The organism is Ensifer sp. PDNC004 (assembly GCF_016919405.1).
In the GTDB taxonomy this organism is placed as follows: Bacteria; Pseudomonadota; Alphaproteobacteria; order Rhizobiales; family Rhizobiaceae; genus Ensifer.
The window spans coordinates 1859487-1872074 of record NZ_CP070353.1; the positions used below are offsets into that span (position 1 = coordinate 1859487).

A 12588-nucleotide genomic window follows, 5' to 3' on the forward strand; every position below is an offset into this window, starting at 1 on the left:
CCCAAACCGACCAGCGACAGCTAAAGATCCGCGGCCGCAAAGGCAAGCCGGCAAAGCGCCGCACGGCGCATCAAAAGATTTCATGTGTGCTATCAGCGCCGCCCGCTTCCGTCGCCCCCGGCGCTTGCCTAAGACAGACGACAACGCAGGACGGGAGGAAATCGACATGCTGACGATCTATGGGGTCTATCGCTCGCGCGCATCGCGCAACTACTGGATGGCGCGGGAGCTCGGCATCCCTTTCCAATCGGTGCCAGTCATCCAGGCGCGCCGTGTCGCCGATCCTCTGGCTGCCGATGCGCCGATCAACACCAAGTCGCCCGCTTTCCTCGCCGTCAACCCGATGGGGCTGATCCCCGCGATCGAGGATGACGGCGTGGTGCTGACGGAATCGCTTGCCAACAATCTCTATCTCGCGCGCAAACACGGCGGGCCACTTGCGCCTGCCGATATCGCCGAGGAAGGCCTGGTCGGCAACTGGACGATGTGGGCGGCGACCGAGGTCGAGCCGCACGCCGTGGAGATCATCCTGACCTACGACTACGGCGCCGAGAACACCGACGAAGGCAAGGCGACGATCGCCAGATGCGTGACGTCGCTCGACAAAGTCTTTGCCCGCATGGAAAGCCACCTCGACGGACGCGACTATCTCGTCGGCGATCGCTTCACCGTCGCCGACCTCAATCTCGCGGAGGTCTTCCGCTACGCCATGAGCCAGACGCAGCTGTTTAAGAAATATCCGCGGGTTTCGGCGTGGCTCGCCCGCTGCCACGCCCGCCCGGCCTTCAAGGCGATGATGGAAGAACGGCTGAAAGAGCCGGCGGGTTAAGCCATCGCCAAGAGGCGTTTCCGACAATCAGCCCATGGTCGCCGCGTTAAAGCCAACACGCGGCGCCTTGATGTCGAGCAGGCGCATACCCTCCTCCACCTCGTCGCGGACCCAGCGCTTGAACGCCTTGGCGGCCTTGCTCTCGCGCCGTGACGGCGCGCTGACGAAGTAGTGGCCAAAGCCCGTAGGCACCCGGATGCCGAACGGCACCACAAGGCTGCCCTGCGCGATCGCGAAACCGGCGAGCGTCTGCCAGGCGAGCATTACCCCTTGCCCCGAGATCGCCGCATCGAGCACCAGCGACGCCTCGTTGAAGGTGTGGCGCACGTTCATTTCCGCGCCCGAGAGCCCGACTTCACGGAGCCACACCTCCCAGCTGAACATCGAATGGCCGTCGATAACGGCCGGCAGTTTTAGAATATCTGCAGGCTTCCGAAGCCCTTCGGCCATCGCCGGCGAACAGACCGGAAAAACCTCCTGCTGCAGAAGAGGCTCGGACTTCACCCCCGGCCATTCCCCCGTACCGACGCGGATGCCGACATCCACGTCCGACGTGTCGAGATTGACGAGCTTGGTCGTCGCGTCGATGCGCAGGCGAATGTCGGGATGGCGCTCGGCAAAACGGTTCAGCCGATAGACCAGCCAGCGGGCGGCAAAGACCGGCGCGACCGAGATCGTCAGCACCGACTCGTCTCGGCGACGCGCCGAAGCCACGGCCTCCGCCAGTTCGTGAAAGGCGTTGCCGATGCGCGCGAGGAAGCGTTGGCCGAAATCGGTCGGCACGAGGCCGCGCGGGGTGCGCTCGAACAAGACGCGTCCAAGCTGAGCCTCGGCCTTGGCGATCTGCTGGCTGACGGCGCCTGGGGTCACGCCCAATTCCTCGGCTGCGGCAGCCAGCGAGCCCAGCCTGCCGGCAGCCTCGACGGCGCGCAGCCCGTTCAAATGTACGGAATTCAGATCTCTCATATAGTTTTTCTAAACGCGATCTCTGCCATTCTCAATTGAAAAGATGACAGGACAGGCGGATCATCCAAGCATCGAAAGGATGGTCCGCCATGTTTAGGCTTCTCTCGAAACTGACGCCGCTCAAAACTTCCGACAACCGAAGGGACGATGCGCCGCTCGCCTGGGCGCGCGATCCGCTGCAGCATCCGGATCTCGAGCGGATGGATGAGCGTGAACTCGGTGACCTGCCCTTCCCGGGCTGGCCGTGGCCTCGCGCGGCGGAGTGCACCGGCGGCCGCCTCTAGGGCCTGCGGCTTTGCAGCCGCGACGTGATATGCTGGCCGGATGAGCGACGATCTCGAGCGCAACTTCATCCGTGTCGTCAGGCTGGCGGAGGCCGCCGGCCTGCCCGAAGTAACGGTCGGCACGTCCTACGGCACGCCGGCGCTGCTGGTGAAGGACAAGAGTTTTGTGCGCATGAAGGATGGCGAGACGCTGGTCGTCATGTGCGCGCTCGAAGAAAAGGAAATGCTGCTGGAGCTCGACCCAAGGCTCTACTTTCAAACGGATCACTACAAGGGCTGGCCCGCCATGCTAGTGCGGCTCGCGGAGATCGACGACCAAAGCCTCACCGGGCGACTGGTTGCCGCCTGGCGCGAAAAGGCGCCGAAGCGGCTCGCCGCGAGCTTCCTCGATGCCGGTCAGGCTCCGCCGCCGACCCCGTAGATCAGGCAGACCCTGCCGCCATCCAGCCGCTTCACGTCATCGAGCTGCACGTGATGACGCGCGGCCACGGTGTCGAACAGCGCTTTCCCCTTGCCGACCACGAGCGGGTGGATGGTGAGCCGCAGCTCGTCGATCAGGCCGTGATCCATCAGGCTCGACACCGTGCGCGCGCCGCCGACGACATAGATGGTGCGGCCCGGCGCCCGCTTGAGCGCCGCGATTTCGGAGGCGTCGCGTACGATCCTGGCGTTTTCCCAATCGACGTCGGAGCGGGTTTTCGAGAGGACGTAATGCGGCGTGCCAAGTGCGAAGTCCGCATATTCGATTTCTTCGGACGTCGGAAGCTGGCCGGTGAATTCCAGCGGCGCATGCGGGTCGCGCTTGATCGCGGTCCAATATTGCTCGTAGCCCGAATACATGCCGTTCCCAAGGACGCAGGCGTCGATCTCGGGCAGGAGGTCGAACGTATCCGACCAGGACTCGACCCAATCCGTATAGCCATCCGGCCCATCGATCAGACCGTCGATGGACATCTGCATGCCTGCAACCACCTTGCGCATCGTCATTGCCTCCCTGTTGGCGTTACACGCCAAGGACGAGCGGCAGAGAGAACGCCCGACATCACAGGCAAAATAATCCTGGCTATGCGGGGAACGTCACCGAACGGACGGCCCTTCCATTTCGAAGCCTGCGCCTATACCGGTTAAGCGAACAGCCGGACAGGTATTCCCATGATCGTTCGCAACCGCCCTACCCTTTTGAAACTCTTCTTCATCCTCCGAGGGTCGGTCATTCAGCGGATCTTTCCGCAAGTGCTTTTCGTCTTTGCCCTCTCCGCCCTCGTCGTCTGGGCGCACCGCGTCGATCCAGGCCTCGTGCCGAGCGTCAACAGCGGCCCCTTCGCGCTGCTCGGTATCGCACTCTCCGTGTTTCTCGGCTTCCGTAACAATGCCTGCTACGACCGCTGGTGGGAGGCGCGAAAGGACTGGGGACAGTTGATCTTTACCGCGCGCGACCTCGCCCGCCAGACGCTGATCCTTGCCGAGGCCGAGCGGCAGCGGCTGCTCGATATCACGATCGCCTTTGCCCACGCACTGGTCTGCCATTTGCGGCCTGGAAGCGATGTCGGCAGGCCGCTGGCGCGGTTGCCGGCGGATCTTGCTGCGGGCTACAAGGCCAGCCGCAACGGACCGGATTTTCTGCTGCGCGAAATGGGCCGCATTCTCGCCGGCCTGCGGGGAACCGGAACGATCAGCGACTTTCAGTGGGCACAGCTGGATTGCACGCTCGGCAGGATGTCGGCCATGCTCGCGGCCTGCGAGCGGATCCGCAACACCCCCGTGCCGTTCGGCTATACGCTGCTCCTGCACCGCACAGCCTATCTCTTCTGCTTCCTGCTGCCTTTCGGCTTCGCCGATGCGCTCGGCTGGGCGACGCCGTTTGTCACAGCGCTCGTCGCCTACACCTTCTTCGGCCTCGACGCGCTCGGCGACGAGCTGGAGGAGCCGTTCGGCGTGTTGCCGAACGACCTCCCGATCGTCGCTCTTGCCGAAACGATCGAAATCAATCTGCGCGAGGCGCTCGGCGAGACCAACCTTCCGCCTCTACCGCAGCCGAAGAACTACATCCTGATGTAGCCGCAGGCTCGATGGTTCAGATCTTAAGCGCTGCCAGCACCCGGGCGACGGCCGGGCGTGCGGTCATGCGGTTGCGATGATCGACGATTTTGGGGAAGCGCACGGGATCCACACCATCGGGCTCGATCCAGCCGGCGACGGTGAAAAGATAGGGATCGGCGATCGAATAGCTCTCGCCAAAAACGAACGGCCCTTCGAACATCTTGCTTTCGATCAGTTCGTAGCAGGCGGTCATGTTGGAGGCGACCTTGGCCTTCATCGCCTCATGCGCGGCCGGATCGTCGGCCCAGCGTGCACCGCGGCGACCATGGGCGTGGGCGATGTGCACCGTCGAGCAGAGGTAATTCAGAAACGACTGCAGTTGCGCGAAGGCAAAGGCGTCGTTCGCCGGGGCGAGTTTCGCGGCCGGAAAGGCCTGCGCGATATAGGTCAGGATCGCCGGCGTTTCGGTGATGACGCCCCGGTCGGTCAGGAGTGCGGGGACCCGCGCCTTCGGGTTCACCGCGAGATAGTCGGGCTTGGTCTGCTCGGCTGTCGAAAAATCGACACGGCGCGCCTCATACTCGGCGCCCGCTTCTTCCAGCGCGATATGCGAGGCCAATGAACAGGTTGCGGGGGCGTAGAACAGTTTCAACACTTTAAGTTCTCCTCTGCGATCATGCGGATCGGTTTACGTGATGTCGATCAACCGATCCGGCTCTGTCAATTGCGGTGGGTCGAAGCGGCATGCAACGGAGAACCGTACGCTTCCTGCCGTGTCGCTCCAGAGCAAAGACCGGCCGCAGAAGAAAGGAAGTCACCTCGATTGACAAGCAGAAGTGGCAAGGCGGCGAAGGATCGCCGTCGTCCGCCGTCGTTAGGGTGCCCGGCAGGCTACAGCTGCCGGGCCTTGCACGTTCACGCGACCAGCGGCTCGCTGCAGCCGGGCACGTCCTCCAGGCGATAGTAGACGGGAATTCCGCGCTCACGGGCGATGCGCACGTCGTTGTCCGCCCCCTTGCTGTCGCCCGGCAGGCGCAGAACCGCATCGCAGAGCGCCAGCAACCGGCCCGCCACCGGATGAAAAATCTCCTCATAGAGGTCGTCGCCGATCCGCGCCCCGCCGGCCGCATGCCAGACCGGCAGCGCCACCCACTCGCCGATGACAGGCACATGGCCCGCCTTGAACAGCGCATAGGACGGCTCTTCCAGCCGCTTCAGATTGGCGGCCATTTTGGCCGGGTCGTCCCCGGTTCCAGAACGATAGGGGCCTGCGATCAAGATCAGCATTTTTCTCTCCCGAGATGCGATGAACGATCCAGATTATTCTGGAATATTCATGATATTTCGTGCAATATCTTGAAGAATCAAGGAGACATTTCATGCTGACGATACAGAGGCGGGCTTTGATTTCGGCGCGGCTGGCACGAGACGGCGAGGTCGTCGCAAAGCGTATGGCCGACGAGTTGAACCTGTCCGAAGACACGATCCGGCGCGATCTGCGCGAAATGGCGGCGGAGGGGTTGCTGAAGCGCGTGCATGGCGGCGCGCTGCCCCTGGTGCCGCCGCTGCCCAACTTTGCGGCGCGTCAGGAGATTGCCGGCGACGTCAAGCGCCGGCTCGGACAAAAGGCGGCTGCGATGATCGAGGCCGGTCAGACGATCTTCCTCGATGGCGGCACGAGCAATGCAGAGATTGCCCGGGCGCTGCCGCGCGACATGCGGCTGACCGTCGTCACCCACAGCCCGACGATCGCCGCCGAACTCGAGCGCCACGAGGCGGAGGTGATCCTGATCGGCGGCCGGCTCTACAAGCATTCGATGGTCGCGACGGGAGCCGCAGCGGTTGCAGCGATTGCCGGCATCCGAGCCGACCTGTTCTTCCTCGGCGTCACCGCCATTCACCCGGCCCACGGTGTTTCAACCGGCGACTTCGAGGAGGCGGCCGTCAAGCGGGCGATCCTCGGCCAGGCCGCGGAAACCTACGTGCTCGCAACGGTGGAAAAATTCGATGCGGTCTCGCCGCACCACGTGGCCGCGATACCTGAGCTCGCGGGCTTCATCGTTCCCAACGAGATCAGCGACGGCATGCTCGCCCCTTATGACGGCACGGACGTTGCGATCATCGGCGCTTGATGGCGGCGCGGCGCCAACGGGCGGACCGTCGGAAAATTGAGCGGGCCGAAACGGCCCGCCCCGCAGCGGCTCAGGCGGCGAAAGCGTCCGTCACCCTGACGTCGCCGACATGGATGCCGTTCCAATTGTGCATGGAATGGTTGGCCTGCGCCATCAGCGCCGCGTGCAGTTCGGGCTCGTCCCGGAAGAAGCGGGCAAGCGTTGCCGCGACCATGGCTTCGGCAGCCCGGGTCGTACCATCCTCGCACTTCAGCGCGATGGCGATGCCTTTTTCCGGAATGGCGGCGCAGAACACGCCTTCCGCACCGGTCTTGGCAAAGATACGTCCGGGCGCCGTCTTCATCAGTCGTGTGCAAGCGCGCTTGGTGCCGGCAACATAGAAGGGCTCGGCCATGCAGGCATCGATCAGCCGCTTCGAGGCGCGGGCACGTTCGGCTTCGAGGCCGACACCGGTCGCCATCTTCGCGAAACCGTGTGCGAGCCCCCTCAGCGGCACCGCATAGGTCGGGATCGAGCAGCCGTCGACGCCGCAATTGTCCTTGGCGAGGATCGCGCCCGTCAGGCTTTCCATTGCGCCGCGGATTTCGCGTTGCAGCGGATGGTCGTAGCCGACATACCCCTTCACCTCGGTGCCCGAATGGCAGCAGGCGCAGATGAAGCCGGAATGTTTTCCGGAGCAATTGTTGTGCAGCGCCGTCGGCGCTTCCAGGCTGCGGGCCTGGCCGATCAGGGTTTTCTGGTCGGACGACCAATGGGCGCCGCATTCGAGCGCCGAGACATCGCGGCCGGCAGCGGCCAGCATCTTGGCGGCCAGTTCCACATGTTCCGGCTCGCCGGAATGGGAGGAACAGGCAAGCGCCAGTTCCCGGTTGCCGAAGCCGTAAGCGTCGGCCGCGCCGCTTTCCATCAACGGCAGCGCCTGCATCGCCTTGCAGGCCGAACGCGGGAAGACGGCGCTGTCGGTTTCGCCCAGCGAAAAGACCGTCCGGCCGTCGCCATCGACGGCAATGACCACGCCGCGGTGGCGGCTTTCGACGAGGTTTCCGCGGGTAACTTCGACGAGAACGGGATTTGACATGCCTTGCCCTCAAATATCCGAAATTGCTCCGTGCATTTAGCAGGATTTTACCGGCAAGAAACGGAGTTTTCATGAAATTCGCCCGCAGGCTGGCCGCCGCCTTTCTCGTGATCTACTTGCTGCCGGCACTGGCCTCGGCCGGCTGGTGGTACATGCAGGACCGGCCGCAAAGCTGGCGCGACGCCGATTGGTCCTCGGCCGGCATCCTGCCGAAAGCGGCAGAAAGCCCGGACGCGGCAATCTACGTGTTCTCGGCAACCACGGGCGGCATGAAGGGCGCTGTCGCGAGCCACGCCTGGATCGTGACCAAGGATCAGGGTGCCACCGCCTATGATCGCTACGACAAGGTCGGCTGGGGCAAACCAATCCGCAAGAACGGCTATCCGGCGGATGCACGCTGGTACTCGAATGAGCCGCGGCTGGTCGTCTCGGTGACCGGTGCCGACGCCACGCGGCTGATCCCGAAGATCGAGGCGGCAATCGCCAGCTACCCCTATGCTTCGCCCGGCGGCTACCGGATCTGGCCCGGCCCGAACTCCAACACCTTCGTCGCCCACGTGCTGCGCTCCGTACCGGAACTCGGCGCTGTTCTGCCGCCGGATGCCGTCGGCCGCGACTATCTGCCGGAGGGCAAGCTGTTCCAGATCGATGCCGACGGGCGCGACCTGCACGCCACGCTCTATGGCCTGGCCGGCATCTCGGCGGGTGTTCGCAGCGGCCTTGAGCTGCATTTCTTCGGCCTGGTCGCAGGCTTCGACTTCGCCAATCCCGGTATCAAGGTCCCGGCGATCGGACGCATCGGCATATGATGGTGTTGGTTCGACGGGCCATCGCTTAAGTTGAGCGCCGGCGGTTTGCGTTGCATGGTCCGCCGGTCGAATCAGGAGGACGCGCCCGCATGCATGAAATACCGATCAGGAGCTTTGCTGTTTCGGTTGTCGTTCTCCGCCCGGCCGGGAGCACCTTCGAGGTTCTCCTTCTCAAGCGCACCGGAACACTTGCGGGAACCTGGTGCCAAGTCGCCGGCGCGATCGAAGCGAATGAAACGGCCTGGCAGGCGGGCCTGCGCGAAGTCGAGGAGGAAACGGGGCTGCGGCCCGACCGTTTCTATTCCGCCGACATCTGCGAGCAGTTTTACGAGGCCGACCGCAATGCCATCAGCCTGCTGCCCGTCTTCGTCGGCTTTGCGGCTGAGGGCGCCACGGTCCGGCTCAATGCCGAACACAGCGACTTTCGCTGGGCAAGCTTTGACGAAGCGCTCCAGATGGTGCCCTTTGCCGGGCAGAGGAAAGTGCTGAAGCATGTCCGGGACGAGTTCATCGGTAATGAACCGAACCCCTGGCTGCTGATCCAAGACACAGCGCCGGCCGGGTCGGCCGGTTAGGCGAGGCTTGGTCCTGAGCAAGTCCCGAAAATGGAAAAGGGCCGCGCGAGGCGACCCTTCCATGAGTTTTGGCCGTATGACTGGCCCGGGCTGTTAAACCCGAAGGAAGGCGGGGATTACGCCGAGGGCTGCCTCGACACCTTCACCTCTTCCATGCCCTTCACCAAGACCGAAATCTCATTAGACATTGGACCACCTTCCTTTCTGCTCGTTGCTGATGATTTGAAGGTAAGCGATCCGTCAGCGATTACAAGGGCGACGATGGTCGAAGATCGTTTTCTCGTCGCACCGCGAATTGCGGGCTGATGGTCCGAGGGATCACAGGGACATGATGATCTTGCCGATATGGTCGCCCTCCTCCATCTGTCGATGGCCGTCGGCAACCGCGCTGAAGGGCAGGACGGAATGGATGACTGGCGCGACCTTGCCTGTTTCCAGCAATGGCCAAACCTTTTCCACCAAGCCGTCGCGGATCGCCTGCTTTTCCGCCGCCGTGCGCGGGCGCAGGGCCGAACCCATGACATGCAGCCTTTTGGTCAGGATTGGCGCGATGTTCGCCGCCTCGACCTTGGCGCCGCCGAGGAAAGCGATGATCGACAGGCGGCCGTCCTTGGCGAGCGAGCCGATGTTGCGGTCGAAGTAGCGGCCGCCGACCATATCGAGAATGACATCGACGCCGCGCCCACCGGTCTCTTCGAGTACGACCGATTTGAAGTCCTCGTCGCGATAGTTGATCGCCCGCCTGGCGCCGAGCGCTTCGCAGGCCCGACATTTCTCGGCACTCCCGGCGGTGACGAAGACCTCGGCGCCGAAGGCCTTGGCAAGCTGGATCGCCGTCGTGCCGATGCCGCTGGAACCGCCATGGATGAGGATCGTCTCACCCGCCTTCAGGCCGGCCATGTCGAAGACATTGGCCCAGACCGTGAAGAAGGTTTCCGGCAGGGCGGCCGCCTTCACGGCGTCATAACCCCTGGGCCAGGCAAGCGCCTGGCTCGCGGGCACTGCCGTGTATTCCGCATAGCCGCCGCCATTGGCGAGCGCGCAGACCTTGTCGCCGATCCGGAACCCTTGTGCCCCCTCGCCGAGCGCCACGACTTCACCTGCCACTTCCAGTCCGAGGATCGGGCTTGCGCCGGGCGGCGGCGGATAGTCGCCCTTGCGCTGCAAAACGTCCGGACGGTTGATGCCGGCCGCCTCCACCCGAACGAGGATGTCGCCCGGCTTGACCTCCGGCAACGGTCCTTTCTTCAGGATCATGTTTTCCGGCCCGCCCGGGGCCGGGAGGTCGACGAATTGCATTTCCGATGGAAGAGACATGGCATTACCTCGCGAATTCTCAAGGCGCATAGGTAGCGCCGGAAACGCGAGGCGAAAAGGCTGATTGTCGCGCGGCCGGTCGTCGAGGGCGCTACTCAGCCGCCGATCGCGTCCATCACCAGACCGGTCTCGCTCGCCTTGGCGCGCGACTTGATTTCGGCGATGCGGGCGCTGACGGCCTGGGCGTCGGAGAAGACGAAGCCTTCCGGCAGCCCGAGGACGGCGATCGAACAGCGCATCAGCGGAAATTCCTTCGGCGCACCATCGCGGCCGTGGCCGCTGATGCGCCCCTCCGCCTGGTGTTCCGGCGAATAGAGCTGACAAACGTCGGAGCGGAAATCGTCGAGCAGGCGGTTCAGAACCGCCTCCAGTTCCTCCACCGAACAGCCGCTGACGCCGACGAAAAAGTCGTCGCCGCCGACATGGCCGAGGAATTTCTCCTCACCGATGAAATGGCGCCTGAGAAGGGCGGCAAAGAGCGTGATGGCGAGATCGCCCTTCTGGAAGCCGTAGGTATCGTTGAAGGGCTTGAAGTCGTCGAAGTCGCAATAGCAGAAATAGCGGGCATGATCGCCGTCGAGGATCGCGTCCTGGACATAGTCGCGGATGGCGCGGTTGCCGGGCAGGCCCGTCAGCGGGTTTTGCTCCTGCGCCATCTTCAATTGCTTTTCGTTGATGATCTTCAGAAGCGACGAGGCCGAAAGCGTGCCGGCGTAGCGCATGTTCTCCGTCAGGATCAGGCAATCGCTGCCGTCCATGCCGGCGAAGATCTTCAGCATCTCATCGGCTGGCGTGTCGAGGTCGGCGATGGGCGCCGGGCTGGCGAAATGCGAGATCCGCCGCTGGTAGATCCGGTTTTTGAGAAGATCACGACCGAAAGGGTGATAGATCAGCTCCTTGACGTGATATTCGTGCAGGATGCCGCGCGGCTCGCCATTGGCATTCAGGACCGGGAAGAAGCCCTGGCGCGGATTGCGCCGGAAGAGATCGAAGACGGAATCGAGCTCGTCGCTCTCGCGAACGGTCGGCAGTTGCTCGATCTGCTTGCGGATCAGGATACCGTCGAGCGAAGACGAGGACCGCCGGCTGACAACGCTCTGATCGAGATGCGGATAGGCGGGCAGAAGCTCGCTCAGATGCGTCGTCGGCCGAGCAACGTAATAGCCCTGCACCAGATCGCAGCCGAGGTCGCGGCAGGTGAGGAATTCCGCCTCGGTCTCGACGCCTTCGGCAATCACCCGCGTGCCAAGCACATGGGCGGTGTTGACCGTGTGGCGGACCAGATGGCGCTTGCGGGCATCGGCCTCGATGCCGGAGATGAAATGCCTGTCGATCTTCACATAATCGACCGGCTGGTCGCAGAGCAGCTTCAGCCCGTTGAAGCCGGCGCCGAAATCGTCAATCGCCAGCTTGAAGCCGGCAAGGCGGAGATCGCGCACGAGGGCCGAGAAATCCGGCATCTTGCCGCCATCGAAGCGCTCGGAAAGCTCGAAACAGAGTGCCGACGGGGCGATGTTGGCACGCTTCAGGTGGTTGACGAGGCGTTCGACAATGTCGCCTTCGCCGCCGACAAGGCGCGAGTCGAAATTGAGAAAGAGCGTGCGGGCGGAATGATCCGGCAGCGTCGCAAAGCCGGCGACGGCGCGACTGTTGATCATATGCTCGAGCGCCAGCAGTTGCCCCTCTTCTTCCGCCTTGTCGAGCAGTTCCAGCGGCGAGGCAAAGCCGAGTTTCTGGAAGCCGCGCATCAGGGATTCGTAGCCGAAGACGGTGCCGGTCGCCGCTTCTGCGATCGGCTGGAAGGCGGTTTCGATCACCAGCTTGGCGAGCGTTACGATCTGGTCGTCGCCGAACCGGCGCAACGAGAGAATTTCGGCGGGGGCGGCGGACATGCCGGGCTCCAGAAATATGGGACGGACGGTCGAACGCCGGCAGCATGGCCAGCAAGCGTCAACGAAGTCTTTCCCCATTATGAAGCTTTGATGAAAGCTATGTGAAGCGGCAACTGCGCCAATCAGATGCGAACACTCTAATAAAATCAGTAGTTTCATGAGCAAGTCCTGTGATCGGTCGGCCATCTGCGCAATGTTGACCGTCGAGCCAGGATGGCATCAGCCGAGAACGAGCAATGCCAGGTATCCGGCACCGATAACAAGGCAGAGCGGACCGTAGATGCGACGGTCGAGCGTCACGAAGGGCTCCGTGCCGTGGCGCTGGTGAAAGGCGGTGGTGAAGGCCAGGAGACCACGGGCGACGAAGACGGCGGCAAGCCCCGCAAGGCCGCCATAGGCAAGGACCGGTGGCAACATGTCGGCAGAAACGGGTGTCACCGACAATGGCAGGATCGCTGCCGCAAAGAGCAGTGCGACGACGACCAGCGTCAGCCAGGCCGGCGGCATCACCGTCCGGTGCTTCGTGCCGACCACCGTGCGCACCAGCGTCTCCTCGTCGTCACAGGGCCAAAGTCCGCCGAACGCCCAGTAGGCATGCAGCCCGGCGATACCGGAAAGGACGAGGAAAAGCAGGATCGCGATTGCCGTCGACATGATGGGTTCCTT

At 63.4% G+C, this 12588-nt stretch carries 16 protein-coding genes; 8 read left to right on the forward strand and 8 right to left on the reverse strand.

Annotated features, from left to right (window positions below):
• Positions 1–166 precede the first annotated feature (166 nt).
• Positions 167–829, forward strand: a complete 663-nt coding sequence (locus JVX98_RS17335; protein ID WP_205239294.1) for a glutathione S-transferase family protein — start codon at positions 167–169, stop codon at positions 827–829.
• 27 nt (positions 830–856) lie between these two features.
• On the opposite strand, the gene JVX98_RS17340 is transcribed toward JVX98_RS17335, so the two are convergent.
• Positions 857–1795, reverse strand: coding sequence for a LysR substrate-binding domain-containing protein (locus tag JVX98_RS17340; RefSeq protein WP_205239295.1), 939 nt, complete (start codon positions 1793–1795; stop codon positions 857–859).
• Between the two features lie 89 nt (positions 1796–1884).
• Between JVX98_RS17340 and JVX98_RS17345 the strand changes: the two genes are divergently transcribed.
• Both JVX98_RS17345 and JVX98_RS17350 read left to right on the forward strand, forming a co-directional pair.
• Positions 1885–2079 (forward strand): hypothetical protein, encoded by a 195-nt coding sequence (locus tag JVX98_RS17345; RefSeq protein WP_205239296.1) that lies wholly within the window; start codon positions 1885–1887, stop codon positions 2077–2079.
• A gap of 40 nt (positions 2080–2119) precedes the next feature.
• On the forward strand, positions 2120–2500 hold the full coding sequence (locus tag JVX98_RS17350; RefSeq protein WP_205239297.1) for an MmcQ/YjbR family DNA-binding protein: 381 nt from the start codon (positions 2120–2122) through the stop codon (positions 2498–2500).
• On the opposite strand, the gene JVX98_RS17355 is transcribed toward JVX98_RS17350, so the two are convergent.
• Positions 2476–3060: a dihydrofolate reductase family protein gene (locus JVX98_RS17355; RefSeq protein ID WP_205239298.1), complete on the reverse strand. Its 585-nt coding sequence runs from the start codon at positions 3058–3060 to the stop codon at positions 2476–2478. The genes JVX98_RS17350 and JVX98_RS17355 overlap by 25 nt on opposite strands.
• A gap of 171 nt (positions 3061–3231) precedes the next feature.
• On the opposite strand from JVX98_RS17355, the gene JVX98_RS17360 reads away from it, so the two are divergent.
• Entirely contained in the window at positions 3232–4137 is a 906-nt protein-coding gene (locus JVX98_RS17360) for a bestrophin family protein (protein WP_205239299.1), read from the forward strand.
• A 16-nt stretch (positions 4138–4153) separates the two neighbouring features.
• Here the strand turns inward: JVX98_RS17360 and JVX98_RS17365 are convergent, their stop codons facing one another.
• The gene (locus JVX98_RS17365) at positions 4154–4774 is read right to left on the reverse strand and encodes a glutathione S-transferase family protein (protein ID WP_205239300.1); all 621 of its coding nucleotides are present in this window, start codon (positions 4772–4774) and stop codon (positions 4154–4156) included.
• A 260-nt stretch (positions 4775–5034) separates the two neighbouring features.
• Positions 5035–5406, reverse strand: a complete 372-nt coding sequence (locus JVX98_RS17370) for an NUDIX hydrolase (RefSeq protein WP_043620043.1) — start codon at positions 5404–5406, stop codon at positions 5035–5037.
• Positions 5407–5498: 92 nt separating this feature from the next.
• Here JVX98_RS17370 and JVX98_RS17375 point away from each other — a divergent pair, with 92 nt between their 5' ends.
• On the forward strand, positions 5499–6251 hold the full coding sequence (locus tag JVX98_RS17375; protein ID WP_205239301.1) for a DeoR/GlpR family DNA-binding transcription regulator: 753 nt from the start codon (positions 5499–5501) through the stop codon (positions 6249–6251).
• A 70-nt stretch (positions 6252–6321) separates the two neighbouring features.
• On the opposite strand, the gene JVX98_RS17380 is transcribed toward JVX98_RS17375, so the two are convergent.
• The gene (locus JVX98_RS17380) at positions 6322–7329 is read right to left on the reverse strand and encodes an asparaginase (protein WP_205239302.1); all 1008 of its coding nucleotides are present in this window, start codon (positions 7327–7329) and stop codon (positions 6322–6324) included.
• Between the two features lie 71 nt (positions 7330–7400).
• On the opposite strand from JVX98_RS17380, the gene JVX98_RS17385 reads away from it, so the two are divergent.
• The 3 genes from JVX98_RS17385 (at position 7401) to JVX98_RS17395 (ending at position 9019) form a co-directional block, all read left to right on the forward strand.
• Entirely contained in the window at positions 7401–8138 is a 738-nt protein-coding gene (locus JVX98_RS17385) for a DUF3750 domain-containing protein (RefSeq protein WP_205239303.1), read from the forward strand.
• An 89-nt stretch (positions 8139–8227) separates the two neighbouring features.
• Positions 8228–8713, forward strand: a complete 486-nt coding sequence (locus JVX98_RS17390) for an NUDIX pyrophosphatase (protein ID WP_205239304.1) — start codon at positions 8228–8230, stop codon at positions 8711–8713.
• Positions 8714–8743: 30 nt separating this feature from the next.
• On the forward strand, positions 8744–9019 hold the full coding sequence (locus JVX98_RS17395) for a hypothetical protein (protein WP_205239305.1): 276 nt from the start codon (positions 8744–8746) through the stop codon (positions 9017–9019).
• Positions 9020–9031: 12 nt separating this feature from the next.
• Here the strand turns inward: JVX98_RS17395 and JVX98_RS17400 are convergent, their stop codons facing one another.
• The 3 genes from JVX98_RS17400 to JVX98_RS17410 all read right to left on the reverse strand — a co-directional run bounded on the left by JVX98_RS17400 (position 9032) and on the right by JVX98_RS17410 (position 12576).
• Positions 9032–10030: an NAD(P)H-quinone oxidoreductase gene (locus tag JVX98_RS17400; protein WP_192447534.1), complete on the reverse strand. Its 999-nt coding sequence runs from the start codon at positions 10028–10030 to the stop codon at positions 9032–9034.
• A 95-nt stretch (positions 10031–10125) separates the two neighbouring features.
• Positions 10126–11922 (reverse strand): GGDEF domain-containing protein, encoded by a 1797-nt coding sequence (locus tag JVX98_RS17405; RefSeq protein ID WP_205239306.1) that lies wholly within the window; start codon positions 11920–11922, stop codon positions 10126–10128.
• A gap of 219 nt (positions 11923–12141) precedes the next feature.
• Positions 12142–12576 carry a DUF3995 domain-containing protein gene (locus tag JVX98_RS17410; RefSeq protein WP_205239307.1) on the reverse strand — a complete coding sequence of 145 codons (435 nt, stop codon included), beginning with the start codon at positions 12574–12576 and terminating at the stop codon, positions 12142–12144.
• Between the last annotated feature and the right edge of the window lie 12 nt (positions 12577–12588).

Coding starts and splice junctions, on each gene's coding strand:
- JVX98_RS17335 (WP_205239294.1), top strand. CDS start 167: ATGCTGACGATCTATGGGGTCTATCGCTCGCGCGCATCGCGCAACTAC.
- JVX98_RS17340 (WP_205239295.1), bottom strand. CDS start 1,795: ATGAGAGATCTGAATTCCGTACATTTGAACGGGCTGCGCGCCGTCGAG.
- JVX98_RS17345 (WP_205239296.1), top strand. CDS start 1,885: ATGTTTAGGCTTCTCTCGAAACTGACGCCGCTCAAAACTTCCGACAAC.
- JVX98_RS17350 (WP_205239297.1), top strand. CDS start 2,120: ATGAGCGACGATCTCGAGCGCAACTTCATCCGTGTCGTCAGGCTGGCG.
- JVX98_RS17355 (WP_205239298.1), bottom strand. CDS start 3,060: ATGCGCAAGGTGGTTGCAGGCATGCAGATGTCCATCGACGGTCTGATC.
- JVX98_RS17360 (WP_205239299.1), top strand. CDS start 3,232: ATGATCGTTCGCAACCGCCCTACCCTTTTGAAACTCTTCTTCATCCTC.
- JVX98_RS17370 (WP_043620043.1), bottom strand. CDS start 5,406: ATGCTGATCTTGATCGCAGGCCCCTATCGTTCTGGAACCGGGGACGAC.
- JVX98_RS17375 (WP_205239301.1), top strand. CDS start 5,499: ATGCTGACGATACAGAGGCGGGCTTTGATTTCGGCGCGGCTGGCACGA.
- JVX98_RS17380 (WP_205239302.1), bottom strand. CDS start 7,329: ATGTCAAATCCCGTTCTCGTCGAAGTTACCCGCGGAAACCTCGTCGAA.
- JVX98_RS17385 (WP_205239303.1), top strand. CDS start 7,401: ATGAAATTCGCCCGCAGGCTGGCCGCCGCCTTTCTCGTGATCTACTTG.
- JVX98_RS17390 (WP_205239304.1), top strand. CDS start 8,228: ATGCATGAAATACCGATCAGGAGCTTTGCTGTTTCGGTTGTCGTTCTC.
- JVX98_RS17395 (WP_205239305.1), top strand. CDS start 8,744: ATGGAAAAGGGCCGCGCGAGGCGACCCTTCCATGAGTTTTGGCCGTAT.
- JVX98_RS17400 (WP_192447534.1), bottom strand. CDS start 10,030: ATGTCTCTTCCATCGGAAATGCAATTCGTCGACCTCCCGGCCCCGGGC.
- JVX98_RS17405 (WP_205239306.1), bottom strand. CDS start 11,922: ATGTCCGCCGCCCCCGCCGAAATTCTCTCGTTGCGCCGGTTCGGCGAC.
- JVX98_RS17410 (WP_205239307.1), bottom strand. CDS start 12,576: ATGTCGACGGCAATCGCGATCCTGCTTTTCCTCGTCCTTTCCGGTATC.